Annotated in this window: 24 protein-coding genes; 6 read left to right on the top strand and 18 right to left on the bottom strand. The window is 66.4% G+C overall.

What is annotated here, in order from left to right:
• Positions 1–190: 190 nt before the first annotated feature.
• From soxX to RMP09_RS12050, 8 genes are all read right to left on the bottom strand, one after another.
• Positions 191–841, bottom strand: a complete 651-nt coding sequence (gene soxX / locus RMP09_RS12015; RefSeq protein WP_310566204.1) for a sulfur oxidation c-type cytochrome SoxX — start codon at positions 839–841, stop codon at positions 191–193.
• Positions 842–859: 18 nt separating this feature from the next.
• A complete protein-coding gene (gene soxA / locus RMP09_RS12020; protein ID WP_409559720.1) occupies positions 860–1,675 on the bottom strand; it encodes a sulfur oxidation c-type cytochrome SoxA in 816 nt (271 codons plus the stop codon).
• Between the two features lie 82 nt (positions 1,676–1,757).
• Entirely contained in the window at positions 1,758–2,069 is a 312-nt protein-coding gene (gene soxZ, locus RMP09_RS12025) for a thiosulfate oxidation carrier complex protein SoxZ (protein WP_310566205.1), read from the bottom strand.
• 57 nt (positions 2,070–2,126) lie between these two features.
• Positions 2,127–2,582, bottom strand: a complete 456-nt coding sequence (gene soxY, locus RMP09_RS12030; RefSeq protein ID WP_310566206.1) for a thiosulfate oxidation carrier protein SoxY — start codon at positions 2,580–2,582, stop codon at positions 2,127–2,129.
• 36 nt (positions 2,583–2,618) lie between these two features.
• Entirely contained in the window at positions 2,619–2,951 is a 333-nt protein-coding gene (locus RMP09_RS12035; RefSeq protein WP_310566207.1) for a c-type cytochrome, read from the bottom strand.
• Between the two features lie 113 nt (positions 2,952–3,064).
• Positions 3,065–4,156, bottom strand: a complete 1,092-nt coding sequence (locus RMP09_RS12040; protein ID WP_310566208.1) for a c-type cytochrome — start codon at positions 4,154–4,156, stop codon at positions 3,065–3,067.
• Positions 4,156–5,508, bottom strand: coding sequence for a sulfite dehydrogenase (soxC, locus tag RMP09_RS12045; protein ID WP_310566209.1), 1,353 nt, complete (start codon positions 5,506–5,508; stop codon positions 4,156–4,158). Before soxC ends, RMP09_RS12040 begins: the two co-directional genes overlap by 1 nt.
• Positions 5,501–5,911, bottom strand: coding sequence for a metalloregulator ArsR/SmtB family transcription factor (locus RMP09_RS12050; RefSeq protein WP_310566210.1), 411 nt, complete (start codon positions 5,909–5,911; stop codon positions 5,501–5,503). The genes soxC and RMP09_RS12050 overlap by 8 nt, the downstream gene beginning before the upstream one ends.
• 430 nt (positions 5,912–6,341) lie before the next feature.
• Between RMP09_RS12050 and RMP09_RS12055 the strand changes: the two genes are divergently transcribed.
• The 3 genes from RMP09_RS12055 to RMP09_RS12065 all read left to right on the top strand — a co-directional run bounded on the left by RMP09_RS12055 (position 6,342) and on the right by RMP09_RS12065 (position 8,679).
• Complete coding sequence (locus RMP09_RS12055; protein ID WP_310566211.1) at positions 6,342–6,644, top strand: c-type cytochrome; 303 nt, start codon at positions 6,342–6,344, stop codon at positions 6,642–6,644.
• Positions 6,645–6,659: 15 nt separating this feature from the next.
• A complete protein-coding gene (locus RMP09_RS12060; RefSeq protein WP_310566257.1) occupies positions 6,660–7,937 on the top strand; it encodes an NAD(P)/FAD-dependent oxidoreductase in 1,278 nt (425 codons plus the stop codon).
• 118 nt (positions 7,938–8,055) lie between these two features.
• Complete coding sequence (locus RMP09_RS12065) at positions 8,056–8,679, top strand: c-type cytochrome (RefSeq protein ID WP_310566212.1); 624 nt, start codon at positions 8,056–8,058, stop codon at positions 8,677–8,679.
• 118 nt (positions 8,680–8,797) lie between these two features.
• Here RMP09_RS12065 and RMP09_RS12070 read toward each other — a convergent pair whose 3' ends face one another.
• The 10 genes from RMP09_RS12070 to RMP09_RS12115 all read right to left on the bottom strand — a co-directional run bounded on the left by RMP09_RS12070 (position 8,798) and on the right by RMP09_RS12115 (position 20,098).
• On the bottom strand, positions 8,798–10,033 hold the full coding sequence (locus tag RMP09_RS12070) for an MFS transporter (RefSeq protein ID WP_310566213.1): 1,236 nt from the start codon (positions 10,031–10,033) through the stop codon (positions 8,798–8,800).
• Between the two features lie 67 nt (positions 10,034–10,100).
• Entirely contained in the window at positions 10,101–11,168 is a 1,068-nt protein-coding gene (gene fba, locus RMP09_RS12075; protein WP_310566214.1) for a class II fructose-bisphosphate aldolase, read from the bottom strand.
• A gap of 123 nt (positions 11,169–11,291) precedes the next feature.
• Complete coding sequence (locus RMP09_RS12080; RefSeq protein WP_310566215.1) at positions 11,292–12,485, bottom strand: phosphoglycerate kinase; 1,194 nt, start codon at positions 12,483–12,485, stop codon at positions 11,292–11,294.
• A gap of 14 nt (positions 12,486–12,499) precedes the next feature.
• Positions 12,500–13,507, bottom strand: coding sequence for a type I glyceraldehyde-3-phosphate dehydrogenase (gene gap / locus RMP09_RS12085; protein WP_310566216.1), 1,008 nt, complete (start codon positions 13,505–13,507; stop codon positions 12,500–12,502).
• 45 nt (positions 13,508–13,552) lie between these two features.
• Positions 13,553–14,257 carry a phosphoglycolate phosphatase gene (gene gph / locus RMP09_RS12090; RefSeq protein ID WP_310566217.1) on the bottom strand — a complete coding sequence of 235 codons (705 nt, stop codon included), beginning with the start codon at positions 14,255–14,257 and terminating at the stop codon, positions 13,553–13,555.
• A 93-nt stretch (positions 14,258–14,350) separates the two neighbouring features.
• Entirely contained in the window at positions 14,351–16,375 is a 2,025-nt protein-coding gene (gene tkt / locus RMP09_RS12095) for a transketolase (protein WP_310566218.1), read from the bottom strand.
• 119 nt (positions 16,376–16,494) lie between these two features.
• Positions 16,495–17,373, bottom strand: coding sequence for a phosphoribulokinase (locus RMP09_RS12100; protein ID WP_310566219.1), 879 nt, complete (start codon positions 17,371–17,373; stop codon positions 16,495–16,497).
• Positions 17,374–17,536: 163 nt separating this feature from the next.
• Positions 17,537–18,634 (bottom strand): class 1 fructose-bisphosphatase, encoded by a 1,098-nt coding sequence (locus RMP09_RS12105; protein ID WP_310566220.1) that lies wholly within the window; start codon positions 18,632–18,634, stop codon positions 17,537–17,539.
• Positions 18,635–18,659: 25 nt separating this feature from the next.
• A complete protein-coding gene (gene rpe / locus RMP09_RS12110) occupies positions 18,660–19,346 on the bottom strand; it encodes a ribulose-phosphate 3-epimerase (protein WP_310566221.1) in 687 nt (228 codons plus the stop codon).
• Positions 19,347–19,390: 44 nt separating this feature from the next.
• The gene (locus RMP09_RS12115; RefSeq protein ID WP_310566222.1) at positions 19,391–20,098 is read right to left on the bottom strand and encodes an HAD-IA family hydrolase; all 708 of its coding nucleotides are present in this window, start codon (positions 20,096–20,098) and stop codon (positions 19,391–19,393) included.
• A gap of 124 nt (positions 20,099–20,222) precedes the next feature.
• On the opposite strand from RMP09_RS12115, the gene RMP09_RS12120 reads away from it, so the two are divergent.
• From RMP09_RS12120 to RMP09_RS12130, 3 genes are read left to right on the top strand one after another with little or no spacing between them, the layout of a single operon-like run.
• A complete protein-coding gene (locus RMP09_RS12120) occupies positions 20,223–21,176 on the top strand; it encodes a LysR substrate-binding domain-containing protein (protein WP_310566223.1) in 954 nt (317 codons plus the stop codon).
• 8 nt (positions 21,177–21,184) lie between these two features.
• The gene (locus tag RMP09_RS12125; RefSeq protein WP_310566224.1) at positions 21,185–21,412 is read left to right on the top strand and encodes a SlyX family protein; all 228 of its coding nucleotides are present in this window, start codon (positions 21,185–21,187) and stop codon (positions 21,410–21,412) included.
• A 23-nt stretch (positions 21,413–21,435) separates the two neighbouring features.
• Positions 21,436–22,095, top strand: coding sequence for a glutathione S-transferase family protein (locus RMP09_RS12130; protein ID WP_310566225.1), 660 nt, complete (start codon positions 21,436–21,438; stop codon positions 22,093–22,095).

Genomic DNA, 22,095 nt, shown 5'->3' on the forward strand with positions numbered 1-22,095 from the left:
CCAGGGCCATGCCACCCGCGCTCGCCACGGCCAGCACCTGCATGAATTCACGACGGCTGAAGCTCATAAATATTCCTTTTCAATTGATCGCTGATATTTGTGCGAAATTTTTTAAGGGCGACCGACCTGCTGCGACGGCAACGGGTCGGCAGGTGCATGCAGGTCTGACGGCCTGCATGCACGGCCCCGTTCACCGGTTGACGGGCGACTGCGGGTCCAGCAACAGGGCCATCACGTCCTTGACGTTCTGTTCGGACAGGATGCCCTTGTGGCCCGCGCGCGGCATTTGCGAGCAGGCGTTGAAGGCACGCGAGTTCCACAGCTTGCCCCAGGTGTACTCGACGACGGCCTTGGCCTGCGGGCTGTTCGGGTCGGTCACGCCACGGTTCTTGCCGTAGTTGTAGAGGCTCGGACCCAGGTTGCCGAAGGAGATTTCTTCCTTGGTGATCTGGTGGCAGTTGTAGCAATTGCCGCCGTTCACCGTGTCGGCCTTGTCGCTCCAGGTCAGGCCGCGGCCGCTCTGGGCGATTTTTTCGCCAACTTTCCAGTCCCCCAGAAACTTGCCGTCCGCTGGCCACTTGATGGTCTTGATCTCGGTGGCCTCGATGGCCTTGGCGGTCTTCTCGTCCAGCGGCTGGCCCGCCACATCGGCTGCGCTGCACAGGCGGTTGGCTTCGTCCTGCTTGAGGTTGTCCAGCGTGACGATGCCTTTGGCCTGGAACGACGTGGCCACGACATCGGCGTGCATCTTGTCGTAGTCGGAGCCCCCCGCACCGGTGGTGCAAGCGCTCAGTGCGACAGCGGCCAGGGGCATCAGGGCGATGGCAAAGGTTTTGTTCATGTTGTGGTCTCCTGCTGATCAGCGCTTGATGGCGGGCACGATGGACTCGGCACCCTTGGCGTTCACACCCATGTAGACGCCCAGCGCGATGGTGGCATCGCTGCCGAACTTGGGCTCGGGGAAGCGCTGCTGGCGGTAGCAGTCGTTCAGGCGGTGCTGCATGGACCACATCTGCGAGTTGGAGACGCGGTAGGCCGGCCAGGCCGCGAAGCCGATGCCGTCACCGGGGTTCTTCGTCAGGTTGGGCAGGTCTTGCAGGCGGATGCGCCCCCCGTCAACACCGTGGCAGGACGCGCAGGCAAAGTCGTGCGGACCGCCGCGCTGGAAGAACAGGCGCTTGCCCACCTCGTACATGGCCTTTTCCTGCGCGGCCGCCTGCGGCAGGTTGAAGCGCATGCCCTTGGACTGGGTCGCCACGTAGGTCGCCATGGCCACCACATTGGCCTTCTCGCCCTTGCCGAACGGGGCTTTCACCACGTCCTCGGCCTTGAAGCCCTGCAGGGTGTCCATGCAGGTGATCAGGCGCATTTCCAGGTCCTGGACCTTGCCGGTGTCCTTGAAGAAACGGGGCAGTTCGGTGAAGGCGCCTTTGAGCACGCCAGGTCCCTTGCCCAGATCACACTGCTCCATCGTGGCGTTCTTGGGGCCGCGCTTTTGCTTCCACAGCTCTTCACCCTTCATCTCGAAGAGTTCGGCCGGGTTGCCGTCTTGCAGCATTTCACGGTACTTCGCGATGCCGTCCAGCGTTGCATTGCCCTGCGCGCTGGCAAAGCCCGCGCCGGCCGACAGTGCGGTCGCCAAGAGCACATGGCGGGTGGCCACGGAGTGTTTCATCTGGGGGTCTCCTTATCGTTGGTGAAAAGAACCAAAAACGGCCAGCGACTTGCGTGGCTGGCCGTGTTGCACCAGGCCTGGGTCAGGCGATGGTGGCTTCGTCGGTGCGGGAGTCGCCCTTGTTGTCGCTCCACTTCACCGAGACTTTGTCCCCCTTGGCCGCGCCCTTGAACTTGAAGGACAGGAAGGGGTTCTGCGACACCGAGCCGCTGAACATGGCCTTGAGAACGGACTTGCCATTGTGGGTGGCTTCCACGTCCCGGATGAAGTGGGCGGGGATCAGGGCACCGGACGCGTCTTTGCGGGTACCGGGTTCCATGGGGTGGGACATGAGCACGCGAACGGTGGTGGTATCGCCGGCGAGGGCGGCACGGATGCGCATCGGATCAGCCATGTTGGACTCCTAAAAATTCAGTGATAACGGTTCAGGGATCGAGGGTCGGAGGGGCGATCAGCCGCCGCAGCCACCCAGCGTCACTTTGGTTTCTTTGCTGGCCGAGAACAGCTTGCCGTCGGCCCGGACCACGGCGATCACGTTCGTGCTCTGGCCCATCTTCAGGCGGGTCTGCACGTCGGCGTCGGTGCCAGCGGGGATCGTGAACGCACACGACAGCGGGGTCGGGTTCTTTTCCACGATCAGGTACATCTCGGTGGTGTTGGGCAGCTTGCTGGTGGCGCCCACGGGCACCACGGCGCCGTTCTCGGCGATGTCGGGGGACACGACGCTGACCTGGTCGTTGGAGGCGGCTTGACCGCCGATGGCCTTGAGCGCGTCTTCCAGGCTCTTGACGGCGAAGCTGTCGTGTGAAACGGCGGCGTTGGCCTGGGCCTGGGTGATGATGCCCAGGGAGACCAGGGTGGCGAAAGCGCCGGTGGTCTTGATGGCGTCGCGACGGGTGGTTGTCATATCAAATCTCCTAGTGAAAAAGATACAGGGGGGAGTTTACTTGTCCGGTGCGCCGGCCAGCACCCATTGGGCGAGCAGTTTGAGCTCGTCGTCTTTCAGATTCGGCTGCGGCGGCATCGGCACGGGACCGTAGAGACCCGAACCACCCGACTTGATGCGGGCCGACACCTTGGCCACGGCATCGCCCTGCCCCTGGTGCTTGGCCGCCACCTCTTTATAAGCCGGACCGACCAGCTTTTTGTCGGCGGCGTGGCAAGCCAGGCAGGCGCTCTTGGACGCCAGGGCCTTGGCCGCCGCAGCGTCCATGGCGCTGGCACCCGAGGCGACGAGCACAGCCGAAGCGGCCAGCACGACGTGTTTGAACTTCATGGGCATAGCGTAGGGTCTCCTTGTTGAAAAGCGAATGGGGTTAACGAGCAATTGCGCATATTTGGAGGTTTGCGCAGATCCAGGGTTCGGCACACACCGCCCGGGCCTGTGACTCACCTGGGGCCGGCGGCGATCCAGCCGGCAATGGTCTTGGCATCGGCGTCGCTGAGCTGCGGCTGTGCGGGCATGGGCACGGCGCCGTACACCCCCGAACCACCGGACTTGATCTTGCCGGCCAGGTAGGCCTCCAGATCGGCCCTGCCCTTGTGCTTGGCCGCGATCTCGGTGAAGGCCGGACCGACGATCTTGTTCTTCACGCCGTGGCAGGCCGTGCAGGCGTTGGCCGCCAGCAGGCCGCTGACGTTGGAGCCCTTGGCCGCGGCCGGCGCGGCGGGCGCCACGGTGGCCGCCGCGGCAGAACCCATCAGTGCCGTGGGGGCCGGCTTGGTGGTGTCGGCACCACGCACCGGACCGATCACGCGGTTCTGCTGCTGGATGTTGCCGTGCGCGTCGCGGGCAAAGTCGGGCAGGAAGGAATGCACCTTCGGGTCGATCTCGCAGTTCTTCATGCAGGCCACGTTCTTCACGTCGCCCTTGCCGCTGGCCTTCCACAGCGGCTCATGGAACACCATGCCGTTGCGGTTGGGCATGCGCTGCTGCACCTCGGCGATGTTCTGGTTGCTCAGCGTGAAGTCGGCGGGCACCACTTCGGCCAGGCTCAGCAGGTAGGCCACCACACCGTAGACCTCATCGGGCTTGAGCGTCTTGGGGTTGTTCCAGGGCATGGCGCGGTTGATGTAGTCCCACAGCGTGGAGACGGTGGCCACCTTCATAATGGTCGTCTTCTGCGGCGAGATGCTCTTGCCTGCTTCCAGCCCCTTGACGCGGCCGGTTTTGATGTCGTCCTTGGTGGTGCCGCCGATGATGGGCGTGAACACCTCGTTGGACTCACCGAAGGAGCCGTGGCACGAAGCGCAACGGTTTTCCCACACCGACTCGCCGAGGGACACGCTGCCCGCGCCGGCCGGCAGGCCCTTGAAGTCCGGCCGCACATCGATATCCCAGGCCTTCACTTCCGCAGCGGTAGCGTCGCGGCCCATGTTCTGCCAGGGCGCGCTCTGGGCCTGGGCCGTGCCCAGCGTGAACGCGGCGAGTGCGGCCGCCACCAGGGCGACTCGGGTCGAGAGTTTGAACAAGGATTTCATCAGTACACCTGCACGTTGGAGACTTCACCGTTTTCAGACACCAGCCAGCTCTGGATGGCGTTCTGGTGATAGACAGACTGGGTGCCGCGCACGGCACGCAGCTGGTTGATCTTGGGCTGCACATAACCGGTGCTGTCGACGGCGCGGGCTTGCAGGATGGCGGGCTTGCCGTCCCAGACCCAGTCGATGTTGAAACGGGTCAGGGCCTTGGGCAGCACCGGGCCTTCGATGCGCGCGGTGCGCCAGTTGCGGCCACCGTCCACGCTCACGTCCACGCGCTTGATCGCGCCGCGGCCCGACCAGGCCAGGCCGGTCACGTTGTAGTAGCCCTTGTCCAGCAGGGTCTGGCCGGCCGAGGGCGTGGTGATGACCGACTTGCACTCCTGGATGCCGGTGTACTGGCGGTGCGTGCCATCGGGCATGTGGTCGATGTAGTGCACCGCCTCGTCCTTGGTGGCGTACTTCTGGTCGCCCACTTCGATGCGGCGCAGGTACTTGACCCAGCTCACGCCCTGCACGCCCGGCACCACCAGGCGCAGCGGGTAACCGTTCTCGGGGCGCAACATCTCGCCGTTCATGGCCCAGGCCACGATGCAGTCGTCCATCGCGCGCTCGATGTCGATGGTGCGAGTCATCGACGAACCGTCAGCGCCTTCGGCCAGCACGTACTTGGCAGCCTTCTTGTCGATGCCGCACATCTCCAGCAGGGTGGACAGCAGCACGCCGGTGAATTCGGAACAGCTGACCATGCCATGCGTGTACTGCACGGTGGGCACGGCCACGTTGCCCCATTCGGTCGCGGTGTTGGCGCCGCACTCGATGAAGTGGATGCGCGAGACGCTGGGCAGGCGCATCAGGTCGTCCATGGTGAAGACGCGCTGGCGCTTGACCAGGCCGTTGATCATCAGGCGGTGCTTGGAGGGATCGATATCCCACCAGCCCTGGTGGTGGCGCTCGAAGTGCAGGCCGCTGGGCGTGATGATGCCGAACAGGCCCTGCAGCGGCGTGAAGCTCACCGAGGCCTGGTCCACCCGGGTCAGGCCCGGGCTCTGGCGGCGGCGCAGGTTGGCTTCCCACTTGCTGGGCTGGCCGTAGCCCGGGTCCATGGCCACCGGCTGGCCCAGACCCGTGCTGTGTTCGGGCAGCTTGAGGATGGCATCTTCCCCCTCGGCACCCGCCGCCATGGCACGCGTGGCCGCACCCGCCGTGGCGGCCACACCGGCCCCCATGGCCAGGGCCTTGCCCATGAAACTGCGGCGCGCCTTGCGGGCTTGTTCGAGCTTTTCGGGGCTCAGGAAATTTTCGGGCGCGGGCAGGACGCGCCCAATCACGTCGCTCAGGTCTTTAGACACTTGCTTCTTCCTTCTGGTTGGCGGGGGGATGGCGTGGGGTCGTGGCCTCGGCGAGGCCTTGAAGAGGGATGGGGCTGGCAGATGGCACGTCGAAACCGTCCCGGGCATCCGGCACACGCCCGGCGCGCCCCATCACCTGGGCCGACACGGTGCGGCACAACTCGACGTACACCGGGTCGGCCACCCGGTAAAAAATCTGGGTGCCCTCGCGGCGGCGCGCGAGCATGCCCGCCTGGTACATCAGGCCCAGGTGGCGCGAGGCGTTGGCCTGGGCCAGACCGGTGACGCGGATGATCTCGTTCACGCACTGCTCCTCTTGGCACAGGGCGTGCAGGATGCGCAGGCGCGTCGGTTCGCCGAGCACGCTGAAGTAGCGCGCCACGGACTCAAACACCTCATGCATGTCATCCACTGGACGGGTCTCCGCGAACATTTGATTAGGATCAATCAACTATATGATTGATTGCCTATATAAAGATTAGTGTAAACCCGGATCCCCACTGTTTTCTGACGGAAGGGCCTGAACGCCCCTCCTCGAAGCGCACCGTCCACCGTCCACCTGCAAGCCCCTGCCAGCGCAGCGAACCGTGGCATCCCGTGCGGGTTCGCGCGCCTGCGCCAGCGCCGCGCCAGGCCGGGTGGCGGGCGTCCATGCGCGGCCCTGGCCGCTAGGGTTTTCACGCCCCGATCCACCAGGACTCAGCCGTTACGATCAAACACATCTAAATATGCGGAACTATGGATGCACATCAGAGACGTCATCCGAGATGTCACTTCCGCCCCCGTTTAGAGTCCTCTTTCCCGCGACCTGTAACCCTTCTTCTGGAGCGACGATGACCCGAACATTCCAATGGCTGGCGGCCGGCGTCCTGTGCGCCGCCACATGCGCGGCCCAGGCCGAGGTGAGCCAGGTGCGGGCGTGGGCGGCGGCCTGCGCCAACTGCCACGGCACTATGGGCAAGGCCGAACAAGGCATGGAGTCCCTGGCCGGCAAGGACAAGGACGAACTGCTGCAAAAGCTGCTGGACTTCAAGAGCGGCAAGAAGCCCGCGACGCTCATGCACCAGCTCTCCAAGGGCTACACCGACGAGCAGCTGCAGCAGCTGGCCGCCTACTTCGCCGCCCTCAAGAAATAAGGAGCCCGCACCATGATGCAACGCCGTCAATTCGTTCAAACGCTGGGCGCCGGTTCGGCCGCCGCTGGCCTGGGTCTGCTCGGTGGCTGCGCCGCCGGCGGCAGCGGTGCCAAAGTGGTCGTGGTCGGTGGGGGCTACGGTGGCGCCACCGCCGCCAAATACGTGCGCCTGTTCTCCGACCAGGGCATCGACGTGACGCTGGTTGAGCCCAACGCCGCATTCGTCTCCTGCCCCATCTCCAACCTCGTGCTCCAGGGCAGCAAGACCATCGCCGACCTGACCACGCCTTACACCAACCTGCAAACGCGCCACGGCGTGAAGGTGGTCAAGGACATGGTCACCCGCATCGACGTCGACAAGCGCGTGGTCCAGCTCGCCAGCGGTGGCGCACTGCCCTACGACCGCCTGATCGTCTCGCCCGGCGTGGACTTCATGTGGGAAACGCTGCCCGGCATGGCCAAGGACGGCGCCAAGGACAAGGTGCTGCACGCCTGGAAGGCCGGCGCCCAGACCGTCGCCCTGCGCAAGCAGCTCGAAGCCATGCCCGATGGTGGCGTGTACGCGCTCTCGATCCCGCTCGCACCGTACCGCTGCCCGCCCGGCCCCTACGAGCGCGCCTGCATGGTCGCCAACTACTTCAAGAAGGCCAAGCCCAAGAGCAAGGTCGTGATCTTCGACGCCAACGACGACATCCAGTCCAAGAAGGGCCTGTTCATGAAGGCCTGGAAAGACCACTACGACGGCATGATCGATTACCGGCCCAAGCACAAGGTGACCGACGTGGACGCCGCCACCAACACCCTGAAGTTCGAGTTCAACGACGACTTCAAGGCCACGGTGGCCAACGTGGTGCCCAGCATGCGCGCCGGTGATCTGGCCGTGAAGTCGGGTCTGGCCACGGCCAACCAGCGCTGGTGCGAAGTGGACTTCCTGACCTTCGAATCCAAGGCCGCGAAGAACGTCCACGTGATCGGCGACGCGATCCAGATCGCGCCGGGCATGCCCAAGTCCGGCCACATGGCCAACCAGCACGGCAAGACCTGCGCCGCCGCCGTGGTGGCCCTGCTGCAGGGCAAACCGCCGCTGTCGATGCCGATCTACGCCAACACCTGCTACAGCTTCGTGACCGACGAAGACGTGGTGCACGTGGCCAGCGTGCACCGTTACGACGCCGAGAAGAAGACCATGCTGCCGGTGCCGGGCGCCGGTGGCGTGTCGGTGGCCGCCAGCGAACTGGAAGGCCGCTACGCCCACGCGTGGGCGCGGAACATCTGGGCCGATACATTGGCTTGACCTCCCGCGCCGCCTGCGGCGTCACCCCCCTTGAAGGGGGGCGCAGCCAGCGGCCCGGCGAAGCCGGTTCCGCGGCTGCCGCTGGCGGCATGCATCGACCCCTTCATCCTGTCCGGACATGAACGCTCGTCCCTTTACCCCGAACACCACCCGCACGACCTTCGCGTTGGCCGTGGCGCTCTTTGTCTCGACGAGCGTCTTCGCCCAGGCCGACGAGGCGCGTGCCAAGAAGATCGTCGGGGGTTCCTGCTTCCTGTGCCACGGCACGAACGGTGAATCCACCAGCGAGATCTTTCCGCGCCTGGCGGGTCAGCACGCCGAGTACATCGCCAAGCAGCTGGGGGCCTTCAAGAGCGGCGCCCGCAAGAGCACGGCCATGTCCGAGATGGTGGGCAAGCTCACGCCCGACGAGATGGTGGCGCTGGGCCGGTACTACGAGAAGATGTCCCTCCCGCGCGAGGAACCCAAAGAACCGCAGCTGGCGGCCATGGGGCAGTACATCTTCCACAACGGCAACAAGTTCAGCGGCGTGCCGGCCTGCGTGAGCTGCCACGGCACCACGGCCCAGGGGGCGGCCAACCTGCCGCGTCTGGCGGGCCAGTTCGCGGGCTACATCCACACCCAGCTCAAGTCGTTCAACAAGCGCGAGCGCACCAACGACAACGCGGTGATGCACGTGGTGGCGGAGAAGATGACGGAGCTGGAGATGGCGGCGGTGGCGGAGTACGTCAGCGGTAAATAAGGTACCCCCCGCGCCGCCTGCGGCGTCACCCCCCGGGGGGGCGATGCGTGTGGCCCGGCGGAGCCGGTTCCACCGCATCCTGGAACAAGACACGTCGCGCCGGCTGTCCCGCGGATAGTTAGCGTTTGCTTGAGCGCAGACGACGGTACAGCCAACTGGCAATCGCCAGGTTCAGCAGGTTCCAGGCGATGCCGTTGAGGAAGGCGGCGTCGTAGCTGCCGGTCCTGTCGAAGATCCAGCCCGAGAGCCAGCCGCCCAGCGCCATGCCGATCAGCGTGGCCATGATCACCGCGCCGACTCGGGCGCCCACCTCCTGCAGGGGGAAGTGCTCGCGGATGATGATGGCGTAGGACGGCACGATGCCGCCCTGGAACAGGCCGAACATCGCCGACACCACGTACAGCGGCACCATGCCGTCGAACGGCACGAACAGCAGCAGCGCCACGCCCTGCAGCGCCGAGCCCAGCAGCAGGGTCCGGATGCCGCCGATGCGGTCGCAGATGAAGCCGGACACCAGGCGGCTGACGATGCCGCTGGCCAGCATCAGCGACAGCATCTCGGCGCCGCGTGCGGCGCCATAACCGAGGTCGGTGCAGTAGGCCACGATGTGCACCTGCGGCATCGACATCGCCACGCAGCAGCCCACCCCCGCCACGCACAGCAGCCACTGGGCCTGCGTGGGCGAGAGGCCGAAGGGGCGGCTGTGGTCTGCGACCGGTGCGGTGCCGGCGGCGCTCACGGGCACGGGCGGCGCCTGCGGCGGGCGCTGACGCATCAGACCCGAGAGCGCGAGCATGCCCAGACCGCAGACCACGCCCATGACCGTGTAGGTGGTGCGCCAGCCGATGGTTTCGATGCCGTGCTGCACCAGCGGCGGCCAGAGCGCACCGGCGACGTAGTTGCCGCTGGCGCAGATCGCCACCGCGATGCCACGGCGGCGGTTCCACCACAACGAGGTGTCGGCCAGCAACGGCGCAAAGGTCGAGGCGCCACCGAGCAGACCCAGCAGGCCATGGGCCAGGCCGAAGGTCCAGATGCTGCCGGACTGCGCGGCCCAGATGAAGCCACCCGCCACCGCCAAGGCACCGACCCAGAGCACCTTCATCAGGCCATGGCGGTCGGCCATGCGGCCGGTCCAGATGCCGCCGATCCCCAGACACACCATCATGAAGGTGTAGGGCAGCGACGCGCTGGCGCGGTCGATGCCGAACTCGGTCTGCACCGTGGGCAGCACCACCGACACCACGTACATGCTGCTGTTGCCGAGCACCACCAGGCCCAGGGCCACCAGCAGCCGCCAGGCGGCCTGGCGCGAATCGATGACGGACGGGTCGGCGTGGAGGTTGCGGTTCATTCCCGCAATCTAACGCACGCGCTGCGCAGCCCCATGTCCCGCGGGCAGCTCTGCGCGTGCAGGCGGCTCAGGCCACCTGGGCCGCGAGCTCGCCCTTGTCGTAACGCTTCTGCATGGCTTCGAGGCTGTGCACCTGCGTGATCTTCGAGGCCATGCCGGCCGAGCCAAAGGCCTCGTAGCGCGCCGCGCAGATCGCCTGCATCGCCTTGGTCGCTTCCTTGTAAAACTTGCGCGGATCGAAGTTCTTGCGGTCTTCGGCCAGGTGCTTGCGGATGGCACCGGTGCTGGCCATGCGCAGGTCGGTGTCGATGTTGACCTTGCGCACGCCGTTGCGGATGCCTTCGACGATCTCGTCCACCGGCACGCCGTAGGTCTGGCCCATGTCGCCGCCGTACTGGTTGATGATGGCCAGCCAGTCCTCGGGCACGCTGCTGGAGCCGTGCATCACCAGGTGCACGTTGGGGATGCGCTGGTGGATTTCTTTCACGCGGTCGATGCGCAGCACCTTGCCGCTGGGCTTGCTGCTGAACTTGTAGGCGCCGTGGCTGGTGCCGATGGCGATGGCCAGCGCGTCCACCTGGGTCTTGCGCACGAAGTCGGCCGCCTCGTCGGGGTCGGTCAGCAGCATGGAGTGGTCCAGCTCGCCCTCGGCACCGTGGCCGTCTTCCTCGCCGGCCTTGCCGGTTTCCAGCGAGCCCAGGCAGCCCAGTTCGCCTTCGACCGACACGCCGCAGGCGTGGGCCAGATCCACCACCTGCTTGGTCGTGGCCACGTTGTATTCGTAGCTCGCCGGCGTCTTGCCGTCGGCCAGCAGGCTGCCGTCCATCATCACCGAACTGAAGCCCGACTGGATGGAGCGCGCGCAGATGGCGGGTGTGGCGCCGTGGTCCTGGTGCATGCAGACGGGGATGTGCGGGTACATCTCGACCGCCGCCGCGATCAGGTGGCGCAGAAAGGGCTCGCCCGCGTAGGAACGCGCCCCGGCCGAGCCTTGCAGGATCACCGGACTGTCCACCGCGGCCGCGGCCTGCATGATGGCCTGCACCTGCTCCATGTTGTTGACGTTGAAGGCCGGCAGGCCGTAGTGGTGTTCGGCCGCGTGGTCGAGCAGCTGGCGAAGGGAAATCAGGGCCATGGTGTTTCCTTGATGAGGTTGAACGTTGGGAAGGTGTGACGGGCCAGGATGCCGCGGGTCCGGGTTTCCCGGCCCGCAGGCATCGCCCCCTGGGGGGTGACGCCGCAGGCGGCGCGGGGGGGCTTATTCAGCGCGGCGCGCCAGCACCTCAAACGCCGGCAGCGTCTTGCCTTCCAGCACTTCGAGGAAGGCGCCGCCACCGGTGGAGATGTAGCCCACCTGCTTCTCGATGCCGTACTTGGCGATCGCCGCCAACGTGTCGCCACCGCCGGCGATGCTGAAGGCGCTGCTCTCGGCAATCGCCTGCGCGATGACCTTGGTGCCGTTCTCGAAGGCCGCGAACTCGAACACGCCCACCGGGCCGTTCCAGACGATGGTGCCGGCCTGCTTCAACTGCGCGGCCAGCTTCGCGGCCGTCTTGGGGCCGATGTCCAGGATCAGGTCGTCGTCGGCCACGTCGGTGGCGGCTTTCACCGTCGCTTCGGCGTCCGGGCTGAAGGCCTTGGCGCAGACCACGTCTTCGGGGATCGGCACCTCGGCGCCGCGCGCTTTCATGGCCGCGATCACCGCCGTGGCTTCGCCCAGCAGGTCGGGTTCGGCCAGGCTCTTGCCGATCTTCAGGCCCGCGGCGAGCATGAAGGTGTTGGCGATGCCACCGCCGACGATCAGGCCGTCCACGTTCTTGGCCAGGGCCTGCAGGATGGTGAGCTTGGTGCTGACCTTGGAGCCGGCGACGATGGCGACCAGCGGGCGCTTCGGGTTGGCCAGGGCCTTGCTGATGGCGTCCATCTCGGCCGCCAGCAGCGGGCCGGCGCAGGCGATGGGCGCGGTCTCGGCGATGCCGTAGGTGCTGCCTTCGGCGCGGTGCGCGGTGCCGAAAGCGTCGTGCACGAAGATGTCGCACAGCTGGCCCAGCTTGGCGGCCAGCTCGGGCTTGTTCTTTTTCTCGCCCACGTTCAGGCGGCAGTTCTCCAGCATGACCAGTTCACCAGGGGCGACGGCGAAATCGCCATCGACCCAGTTGGCGACCACGGGGATGCTGCGGCCCATGAGTTCGCCCATGCGCGCGGCCACGGGGGCCAGGGAGTCTTCGGGTTTGAACGCGCCTTCGGTGGGGCGACCCAGGTGGCTGGTCACCATCACGGCGGCACCGGCGTCCAGCGCCATCTGGATGGCCGGGATGCTGGCGCGGATGCGCGTGTCCTCGGTGATCTCGCCCGCATCGTTCTGCGGCACGTTCAGGTCGGCGCGGATGAAGACGCGTTTGCCGCGGGAAAAGCCGCTGGCGCACACGTCGCTGAATCGGAGGAATTTCATTTGAGTCTCCTGGTTCAGTTACCGCCGACGTGCTGCACGAAACGCATCATGTTGCAGGTGTAGCCGTACTCGTTGTCGTACCAGGACACGACCTTGACGAAGCTGCTGTCCAGCGAGAGGCCCGCGTCGGCGTCGAAGATCGACGGCATGGAGCAGCCGCGGAAGTCGGTCGAGACCACCTTGTCGGTGGTGTAGCCCAGCACGCCCTTGAGCGCACCTTCCGATGCGGCCTTCATGGCCTGGCAGATGTCGTCGTAGCTGGCCTCGGTGTTCAGCTCGACCGTCAGGTCCACCACCGACACGTCGGAGGTCGGCACGCGGAAGGCCATGCCGGTGAGCTTCTTGTTCAGTTCGGGCAGCACCACGCCCACGGCCTTGGCGGCGCCGGTGGACGAGGGAATGATGTTTTCCAGGATGCCGCGGCCGCCGCGCCAGTCCTTGCTGGACGGGCCGTCCACGGTCTTCTGCGTGGCGGTCGCCGCGTGCACCGTGGTCATCAGGCCGCGCTTGATGCCGAAACGGTCGTTCAGCACCTTGGCCACCGGGGCCAGGCAGTTGGTGGTGCACGAAGCGGCCGACACGATGGCTTCACCGCCGTACTTCGCGTGGTTCACGCCGAACACGAACATGGGCGTGTCGTCCTTGGACGGGGCCGACTGCACGACCTTTTTGGCGCCGGCGTCGATGTGTTTCTGGCAGGTGTCCTGGGTGAGGAAGAAGCCGGTGGACTCGACCACCACGTCCACGCCCACATCACCCCATTTCAGGTTCGACGGGTCCTTTTCGGCGGTCAGGCGAATCTGCTTGCCGTTGACGACGAGGTGGCCGCCTTCGACACTCACCGAGCCTTTGAAACGGCCGTGCACGCTGTCGTGCTGCAGCATGTAGGCCAGGTACTCGGGTTCGAGCAGGTCGTTGATGGCGACCACCTCGATGTCCTGGAACTCGGCTTCCTGCGCGACGGCGCGGAACACCATGCGGCCAATGCGGCCGAACCCGTTGATACCAATCCTGATGGTCATGTGAACGTCTCCGGAGATGAAAAGAAAGGGCAATAGAAAAGGCGTTCAGGCACCAGCCGCGGCAGCGCGGACCGGCAGCTGGGTGGTCAACGCCGAAAGGTCGGGGATCACGCGGTCGGGCCCACAGGCCTCGATCGGCTCACCCATGTTGTAGCCATAGGGCAGCGCCCAGACGGTGACGCCCGCGTTGCGCGCGGTCGCCACGTCGATGGACGAGTCGCCCACGAACAGCGCGCGCTCGCGCGCCACGCCGAAGCGCTGCAGGCAGTCGTGCACGCCGGCCGGATCGGGCTTCTTCACCGGCAGCGTGTCGCCGCTGATCACGCGGTGAAACAGGGGCGTGAGGCCGTGCACGTCGAGCACCGTCTGCGTGTAGCGCCCCTCCTTGTTGGTCATCAGCACCAGCGTCACACCTGCGGCGCGCAGCGCCTGCAGCGTTTCGCGCACGTGGGGGTAGAGGTGGCTGCGCGTGCCACAACGCCGCTGGTAGTGCAGGCCGAACTCGGCTTCGATGGCCGCAAAGGCCTCGGCCTCGCGCACCTGTTGCGTGGTGGTGTTGAGCAGCTTGGCCAGGGCTTGGATCAGCAGCTCACGCGTGCCGTGGCCGATCCAGTCGTTCACCTCTTGCTGCGATACCGCGGGATGACCCAAGGCGGTGAGTGTGTCGTTCACCGCGTCGGCGATTTCCGGCGCGGTTTCGATCAGCGTGCCGTCGAGGTCGAACAGGATCAGGTCAAAGGGTCGTGGCATATCAGCGCTTTCCGTTCGCCCTGAACCCGTCGAAGGGCTCAAGGCTGCGTTGTGGTGAGGGCTTCGACAAGCTCAGCCCGAACGGGGGATGTTTCACACCAGCACGGCCTTCACCGCGGCGGCCACGCGCTCGGCCGTGATGCCGAAGTGCGCGTACAGGTCCTTGGCCGGGGCCGATTCACCGAACGTGGCGATGCCCACCACCGCACCGGTGCGGCCGACGTACTTGCGCCAGAAATCCGGGTGCGCGGCTTCCACCGCCACGGTGGGCAGGGCCAGCGGCAGCACGTTGTCCTGGTAGGCGGCGCTCTGGCGGTCAAACACATTGCTGCTGGGCATGGACACGACGCGGGTGCTGATGCCTTCGGCCGCCAGGGCGGCGTGGGCCTCCATGGCCAGCGAGGTCTCGGAACCCGTGGACAGGATCACAGCCTTGGGGTTCGCGCCCTCGGCCAGCACGTAAGCCCCCTTGCGGATCTTCTCGACCATGGATGCGTCGCTCAGGCGCGGCAGGTTCTGGCGCGAGAGGCACAGCGCGCTCGGTCCGTCGCGGCGCTCGATGGCGCAGGTCCAGGCCACGGCGGTTTCCAGGCCATCGGCTGGGCGCCACACGTCCAGGCCGGGGATGATGCGCAGGCTGGGCACGTGCTCCACGCTCTGGTGCGTGGGGCCGTCTTCGCCCAGGCCAATGGAGTCGTGGGTGAAGACGTGGATCACGCGCTGCTTCATCAGCGCCGCCATGCGGATGGCGTTGCGGCTGTAGTCGCTGAACGTGAGGAAGGTGCCGCCGTAGGGGATGTAGCCGCCGTGCAGGGCGATGCCGTTCATGATCGCGGCCATGCCGAACTCGCGCACGCCGTAGCTCAGGTGGTTGCCCCAGGCGTCACGGCCGGCCTTCACGCAGCCCTTGAAGTTGGTGAGGTTGGAACCGGTGAGGTCGGCGCTGCCACCGAAGAACTCGGGCACCAGCGGCGCCAGCACATCCAGCGCGTTCTGGCTGGACTTGCGGGTGGCGAACGCATCGGCCTTGGCGGCGATGGCTTCCAGCACCTCCGGCAGCTTTTCTGCGAACGCGGGCAGCAGGTCGCCGGCCATGCGGCGCTCAAACTCGGCCGCTTCCAGCGGGTACTGCGCGCGGTAGGCGTCAAAGCGCTGCTGCCACGCCTGTTCGGCCGCGGCGCCGCGGTCCAGCGCGTTCCAGGCGGCGGCCACTTCGGCCGGGATCTCGAACGGCGCGGCGGTCCAGCCCAGCTCTTCGCGGGTGGCGGCCACTTCGGCCGCGCCCAGCGCGGCGCCGTGCACGTCGTGCGTGCCGGCCTTGTTGGGCGAGCCCATGCCGATCACGGTCTTGCAGCAGATCAGCGTGGGCTTGCCGTCGGCGCGGGCGCCCTGCTGCTTCGCGGCCACCAGCGCGGCCTCGATGGCGGCCGGGTTGTGGCCGTCCACCTCGGGGATCACGTGCCAGCCGTAGGCCTCGAAGCGCTTGGGTGTGTCGTCGGTGAACCAGCCTTCGACGTGGCCGTCGATGGAGATGCCGTTGTCGTCGTAGAACGCGACCAGCTTGGACAGGCGCAGCGTGCCGGCCAGCGCGCAGGCCTCGTGGCTGATGCCTTCCATCAGGCAACCGTCGCCCAGGAAGGCGTAGGTGTGGTGGTCGACGATGTGGTGCGTGGCGTCTTCGTCTTCGCGGTTGAATTCCTGCGCCAGCAGCTTCTCGGCCAGCGCCATGCCCACCGCGTTGCTGATGCCCTGGCCCAGCGGGCCGGTGGTGGTTTCCACGCCGGGGGTGACGCCGACCTCGGGGTGGCCGGCGGTCTTGCTGTGCAGCTGGCGGAAGCGCTGAAGCTCGCCCATCGGCAGGTCGTAGCCGGTCAGATGCAGCAGCGCGTAGATCAGCATCGAGCCGTGGCCGTTGGACAGCACGAAGCGGTCGCGGTCGGGCCAGTGCGGGTTGGCCGGGTTGTGCTTGAGGTGGCGGTTCCACAGCACCTCGGCGATGTCGGCCATGCCCATGGGCGCGCCGGGGTGACCCGACTTGGCCTTTTCCACGGCATCGACAGCGAGCATGCGGATGGCGTTGGCCATCGAGCGGGCGAGTTCGGGCGAAGGGTTCTGCATACAGCGTCCTGGTCGAAGAGAAGTGTCTGGTTCGAGAACACCGCGGAACCGGCTTTGCCGGGCCGCAGGTGTTGCCCCCCAGTGGGGGGTGACGCACCGCAGGTGCGGCGCGGGGGGCGTCAATTCATCACGCGTTTTTTGCGTTCCACCATCCGCCAGATGAACGGGGTGAAGATCAGCTGCATGGCCAGTTCCATCTTGCCGCCGGGCACCACGATGGTGTTGGCGCGGCTCATCATGGAACCGTTGATCATGCTGAGCAGGTACTGGAAGTCGATGCCCTTGGGCTTGGCAAAACGGATCACCACCATGCTCTCGTCGGCGGTGGGCACGTCGCGCGCCACGAAGGGGTTGGACGTGTCCACGATCGGCACGCGCTGGAAGTTCACGTGCGTGTGCTGGAACTGCGGGGTGATGTAGTTCACGTAGTCGGGCATGCGGCGCAGGATGGTGTCGGTCACCGCCTCGGCGCTGTAGCCGCGCATGTTCTTGTCGCGCCAGAGCTTCTGGATCCATTCCAGGTTGATGACGGGCACCACGCCGACCAGCAGGTCCGGGTACTGCGCGACGTTGACCGAGTCGGTCACCACGGCGCCGTGCAGGCCTTCGTAGAACAGCATGTCGGTGTCCCGGGGCAGGTCCTCCCAGGGCGTGAAGGTGCCGGGGTCCTGCTTGTAGGGCGCCGCTTCGTCGGCGTTGTGCAGGTACTTGCGGCTCTTGCCCTGGCCGGTTTCGCTGTAGGTTTTGAACAGGCTTTCGATCTCGCCGAACAGGTTGGCGTCGGCGCCGAAGTGGCTGAAGTTGTTGTTGCCGGCCTTCTCGGCCTCGGCCGCCTTGAGCTTCATTTCCTTGCGGTCGTAGCGGTGGTAGCTGTCGCCTTCGATGATGGCGGCCGTCACGTTCTCGCGGCGGAAGATGTTCTGGAAGGTGCGGGTCACCGTCGAGGTGCCCGCGCCCGACGAACCGGTGATGGCGATGATGGGATGGCGTTCAGACATGTGGATTCCTTACCCCCCGCGCCGCCTTCGGCGTCACCCCCCAGGGGGCAACACCTGCCGTCCGGCAAAGCCGGCCCGGCGGCGTTCTCGACGAAGGCACTGCAGGGGAAGATGGTGGGTTAATGGTGAAGAGAGGGACGGGTGAAGCGGGCCATGAGAGTGCTCAATCTCGGAAAAGACTTCGCTCTGCAAAGAGAGGGTTCGCGTCGTCCTTGTAGGCCCCCGGTTCGCGGTGGTAACGCTCGATGCGCTCGACCTCGTTCTTGCTGCCGAACACCAGGCCGATGCGCTGGTGCAGCGCGGTGGGCCGAACGGTGAGCATGGCTTCACGGCCGGTGCTGGCGCGGCCACCGGCCTGCTCGATGAGCATGCCCACCGGGTTGGCTTCGTACAGCAGGCGCAGGCGGCCGGGCTTGCTGGCGTCCTTGGTGTCGCGCGGGTACATGAAGACGCCGCCGCGCATGAGGATGCGGTGCGCCTCGGCCACCATGCTGGCGATCCAGCGCATGTTGAAGTCCTTGCCGCGCGGGCCGGTCTTGCCGGCCAGGCATTCGTCCACGTAGCGCTTGACCGGCGCTTCCCAGAAACGTGCGTTCGACGCGTTGATGGCGAACTCGTGCGTGTCTTCGGGGATCTGCATATTCGGGTGCGTGAGCATGAACTGGCCCAGGTTCGGGTCCAGCGTGAAGCAGGCCACGCCGTTGCCCACCGTGAGCACCAGCATGGTGGTGGGGCCGTAGAGCGCATAGCCCGCGGCCAACTGCTGCGTGCCGGGCTGCAGGAAGTCGGCCTCGACCACGTCGCGGCCGCTGTCGATCACGTCCTGCGGCGCGCGCAGCACGCTGAAGATGCTGCCCACCGTCACGTTCACGTCGATGTTGCTCGATCCATCGAGCGGGTCGAACACCAGCATGTACTTGCCGCGTTGCATGTTGGCCGGGATCTGGTAGGGGTGGTCCATCTCTTCGGACGCCATGCCCGCCTGGTGGCCGCCCCATTCGGTCATCTGGGTGAAGTACTCGTTGCTGATGACGTCGAGCTTTTTCTGCTGTTCGCCCTGCACGTTCACGCTGGTGGCGACGTCCTGGGTGGGGTTGCCCAGCACACTGCCCAGCTCGCCAAAGGCCACCGTGCGCGCGATGGCCTTGCAGGCCAGCGCCACGTCCAGCAGCAGGGCGTTGAAGTCGCCGCTGGCGCCGGGAAAGCGGCGGCGTTGTTCGATCAGGTATTGCGTGAGGGTGAAGCGGCGGCGCGTGGTCATGGCAAGGCTTTCAGAGGTTGGGTATTCAGGCGTGGGCGGCGTTCGAGCGCAGCTGCTTCATCACGTTGCGGTAGCCACCGTCGTTGTCGGGCGCGCCGAACACGGCGCTGCCGGCCACCAGGGTGTCGGCACCGGCGGCCACGATCTCGGCGATGTTGTCCACCTTCACGCCGCCGTCCACTTCGAGCCAGATCTCGCCGCCGTGCGCGGCGGTCCAGGTGTCGATGCGGCGGCGCGCGTCGCGCAGCTTGTCCAGCGTGGACGGGATGAATTTCTGGCCGCCAAAGCCCGGGTTCACGCTCATGAGCAGCACCAGGTCGAGCTTGTCCATGACGTGGTCCATCAGCGTCAGCGGCGTGGCCGGGTTGAACACCAGGCCGGCCTTGCAGCCGTGGTCGCGGATGAGCTGCAGCGTGCGGTCCACGTGGCGGCTGGCTTCGGGGTGGAAGCTGATGAGGTTGGCGCCGGCCTTGGCGAACAGGGGAATCAGCGCGTCCACCGGCTCGACCATCAGGTGCACATCAATGCCGATCTTCACGTGCGGGCGGATCGCCTCGCACACCAGCGGGCCGATGGTGAGGTTGGGCACGTAGTGGTTGTCCATCACGTCGAAGTGCACCAGGTCGGCGCCGGCGGCCTCGATGGCCCGCACCTCGTCGCCCAGGCGGGCGAAGTCGGCGGACAGGATGGACGGGGCGATGCGGATGGTCATGGGGTGCCTGGGGGGTGTCTGGGGAGTGATGGGGGAAACGGGAACTAGCGGTTGTGCCATTCCTTGAGCCGCGCCACGGTGACGCCGCCGAGGTCGGGCAGCACGCGCAGCGCGCCGCTGAAGTCGTGGTGGGCGGTGAAGCCGTTGGGCGTGATCACGGTGTCCAGCCCCGCCGCGCGGGCGGCGCGCAGACCGTTGGCCGAATCTTCAAACGCCACACAGTCCGCCGCGCGCAGGCCCAGATCGGCCAGCACCTTCATGTAGACCTGCGGATGGGGCTTCTTGACCGGCGCGTTGCTCGCATCGCCAATGGCCAGGAAGTGGCTGCGCCAGTCCGGCCCGATGGCCGAACGCAGCAGCGCCGCGATGTTGACCGGCGAGGTGGTGGTGGCAATGGCCAGCTGCAGGCCCGCGCGCCGCGCATCGCTCATGAGCGCCAGCACGCCGGGGCGCAGGTGCACCGCACCGTTGTTGACCGCGTTTTCGTAGTGCGCGGTCTTGATCTCGTGCAGCCGGCGGATGGTGTCGTTCCGTGCGCCCGCGTCCACCTCTTTCATGTCCGGGTCCACCGTGCGCCAGTGGTGCAGCATGCGCTCCTGGCCACCCGAAATCTCCAGCAGCCGGGTGTAGAGCGGCAGGTCCCAGTGCCAGTCCAGCCCCTCCTGCCGGAAGGCGTGGTTGAAGGCTTCGAGGTGCACGCTTTCCGTGTCCGCCAGGGTGCCATCGACATCAAAAATCAGGGCGCTGAGCATGGGGAGGTCCGCGATCAGAAGGGGGTGGTAAACACCCCAGGGACAGGGCGATGAGCGGACTATAGGCACGCACTTAAGTAAGGTAAATTCACGTTTTCTTCGACTTCCGTTAAGCAATAGCTGAATGAAGAACGCCACCTTCCGCCAACTCAGGGTTTTCACCGAGGTCGCCCGGCACCTCAGCTTTGCCCGCGCGGCCGAGGTGCTGCACCTCACGCCACCGGCCGTGACCATGCAGGTCAAGGAACTGGAAGGGCATGTGGGCCTGCCGCTGTTCGAGCGCACCGGCCGCCAGGTCGCCCTGACCACCGCGGGCGAATACATGCTGGTCTATGCGCGCAAGGTGCTGGCCACCCTGAAAGACGCCGAAGACGCCGCCGCGCGCCTCAAACAGGTGGAGGCCGGGCAGCTGACCATCGGCATGGTCAGCACGGCCAAGTACTTCCTCCCGCGCCTGCTGGCCGAATTCCAGCGCGAACACACCGGGGTGGAACTGCGCCTGGCCGTGGGCAACCGCGAACAGCTGGTCAAGATGCTGCACAACAACGAGGTGGACATCGCCGTCATGGGCCGCCCGCCCAAAGAGCTGGCCACCCGCGCCGAACCTTTTGCCGCCCACCCGCACGTGTTCGTCGCCGCGACCGACCACCCCCTGCTCAAGATCGGCCACCCCACGGTGGAATCGCTGCGGCCCTACGGCTTCATCCTGCGCGAGCCGGGGTCGGGCACGCGCGCGGCGATGGAGAAATTCCTGGAAAAATCGCACATGGAGCCGCGCGTGGTCATGGAAATGACCAGCAACGAAACCATCAAGCAGGCCGTGATGGCCGGCATGGGCATCAGCTTCCTGTCGCTGCACACCATCGGCCTGGAACTCGAACACCAGCTGATCGCCACGCTCGACGTCGAAGGCGCGCCCGTGTTGCGCGCCTGGAACCTGGTGCACACCCTGTCCAAACTGCTCTCGCCCGCGGCCGAGGCCTTCCGCTACTTCATGCTCGAACGCGCCGAAAGTTTTCTGGCCGACACCTACGGGGCCTTGCTCAAATTGCCGCCTGCCAACACCATCAGCACCTGAAGCCCACCATGAACACCTCCACCCCCGCCCAGGACACCGACGAACGCCTCACGCGGCTGGAAATCCAGCTCAGCTACGCCGAAGACCTGCTCGACACCCTCAACACCCTGGTCGCCCAGCAGCAGGACCAGATCACCCGGCTGCTGCACGACGTGGGCCAGCTGCGCCGCCAGCGCGAAGACGAGGCGCCGGGCGGCTTTCGCAGCCTGCGCGACGAACTGCCGCCGCACTACTGACCACCGCTTTCGAGGAGCCCACCATGCCGCTCGCGCTCTACGGCCACCCGTTCTCGTCGTACACGCAGAAGGTGCTGATCGCGCTGACCGAAAACGGCACGCCCTTCGAGTTCCGAACCATCGGCCCCGAGCAGCCGCAGCACGTGGCCGAGTGGCTGCGGCGCTGGCCGCTGCGCAAGTTCCCGCTGCTGGTGGACGGTGAGCGCCAGGTGGTGGAGACCAGCGTCATCATCGAATACCTACAGCTGGCCCACCCCGGCCCGCTGCGCCTGCTGCCGGCCGACCCCATGGCCGCACTCGACGTGCGCTTCATGGACCGCTTCTTCGACCTGCACGTGATAAACGCCATGCAGCTGGCGGTGGACGGCGCGCTGACCGGCGACCCGGTCAAACGCGCCGACGGCCGGGCCCAGGCCGAAGACAAACTCGAACGCGCCTACGCCTGGCTCGAAGGGCGGCTGGCCGGCCACACCTGGGCCTGCGGCGAGGCCTTCACCCTGGCCGACTGCGCCGCGGCGCCCTCGCTGTTCTACGCCGACTGGACGCACCGCATCGGCGAGCAGTACCCGGTGCTGCGCGCCTACCGCGCGCGCCTGCTGGGCAGGCCGTCTGTTGTTCGCGCGGTGGACGGAGGCCGACCGTTCCGGCACCTGTTTCCGCTCGGGGCGCCGGATCGGGATTGA

Origin of the sequence: Hydrogenophaga sp., assembly GCF_031426985.1 — a bacterium.
GTDB lineage: Bacteria > Pseudomonadota > Gammaproteobacteria > Burkholderiales > Burkholderiaceae_C > Hydrogenophaga.

Bases quoted from the DNA above. Each gene is read 5' to 3' on its own strand.
- soxX (WP_310566204.1), bottom strand. From the start codon at position 841: ATGAACAAAACCTTTGCCATCGCCCTGATGCCCCTGGCCGCTGTCGCA.
- soxA (WP_409559720.1), bottom strand. From the start codon at position 1,675: ATGAAACACTCCGTGGCCACCCGCCATGTGCTCTTGGCGACCGCACTG.
- soxZ (WP_310566205.1), bottom strand. From the start codon at position 2,069: ATGGCTGATCCGATGCGCATCCGTGCCGCCCTCGCCGGCGATACCACC.
- soxY (WP_310566206.1), bottom strand. From the start codon at position 2,582: ATGACAACCACCCGTCGCGACGCCATCAAGACCACCGGCGCTTTCGCC.
- RMP09_RS12035 (WP_310566207.1), bottom strand. From the start codon at position 2,951: ATGAAGTTCAAACACGTCGTGCTGGCCGCTTCGGCTGTGCTCGTCGCC.
- RMP09_RS12040 (WP_310566208.1), bottom strand. From the start codon at position 4,156: ATGAAATCCTTGTTCAAACTCTCGACCCGAGTCGCCCTGGTGGCGGCC.
- RMP09_RS12050 (WP_310566210.1), bottom strand. From the start codon at position 5,911: ATGCATGAGGTGTTTGAGTCCGTGGCGCGCTACTTCAGCGTGCTCGGC.
- RMP09_RS12055 (WP_310566211.1), top strand. From the start codon at position 6,342: ATGACCCGAACATTCCAATGGCTGGCGGCCGGCGTCCTGTGCGCCGCC.
- RMP09_RS12060 (WP_310566257.1), top strand. From the start codon at position 6,660: ATGCAACGCCGTCAATTCGTTCAAACGCTGGGCGCCGGTTCGGCCGCC.
- RMP09_RS12065 (WP_310566212.1), top strand. From the start codon at position 8,056: ATGAACGCTCGTCCCTTTACCCCGAACACCACCCGCACGACCTTCGCG.
- RMP09_RS12070 (WP_310566213.1), bottom strand. From the start codon at position 10,033: ATGAACCGCAACCTCCACGCCGACCCGTCCGTCATCGATTCGCGCCAG.
- fba (WP_310566214.1), bottom strand. From the start codon at position 11,168: ATGGCCCTGATTTCCCTTCGCCAGCTGCTCGACCACGCGGCCGAACAC.
- RMP09_RS12080 (WP_310566215.1), bottom strand. From the start codon at position 12,485: ATGAAATTCCTCCGATTCAGCGACGTGTGCGCCAGCGGCTTTTCCCGC.
- gap (WP_310566216.1), bottom strand. From the start codon at position 13,507: ATGACCATCAGGATTGGTATCAACGGGTTCGGCCGCATTGGCCGCATG.
- gph (WP_310566217.1), bottom strand. From the start codon at position 14,257: ATGCCACGACCCTTTGACCTGATCCTGTTCGACCTCGACGGCACGCTG.
- tkt (WP_310566218.1), bottom strand. From the start codon at position 16,375: ATGCAGAACCCTTCGCCCGAACTCGCCCGCTCGATGGCCAACGCCATC.
- RMP09_RS12100 (WP_310566219.1), bottom strand. From the start codon at position 17,373: ATGTCTGAACGCCATCCCATCATCGCCATCACCGGTTCGTCGGGCGCG.
- RMP09_RS12105 (WP_310566220.1), bottom strand. From the start codon at position 18,634: ATGACCACGCGCCGCCGCTTCACCCTCACGCAATACCTGATCGAACAA.
- rpe (WP_310566221.1), bottom strand. From the start codon at position 19,346: ATGACCATCCGCATCGCCCCGTCCATCCTGTCCGCCGACTTCGCCCGC.
- RMP09_RS12115 (WP_310566222.1), bottom strand. From the start codon at position 20,098: ATGCTCAGCGCCCTGATTTTTGATGTCGATGGCACCCTGGCGGACACG.
- RMP09_RS12120 (WP_310566223.1), top strand. From the start codon at position 20,223: ATGAAGAACGCCACCTTCCGCCAACTCAGGGTTTTCACCGAGGTCGCC.
- RMP09_RS12125 (WP_310566224.1), top strand. From the start codon at position 21,185: ATGAACACCTCCACCCCCGCCCAGGACACCGACGAACGCCTCACGCGG.
- RMP09_RS12130 (WP_310566225.1), top strand. From the start codon at position 21,436: ATGCCGCTCGCGCTCTACGGCCACCCGTTCTCGTCGTACACGCAGAAG.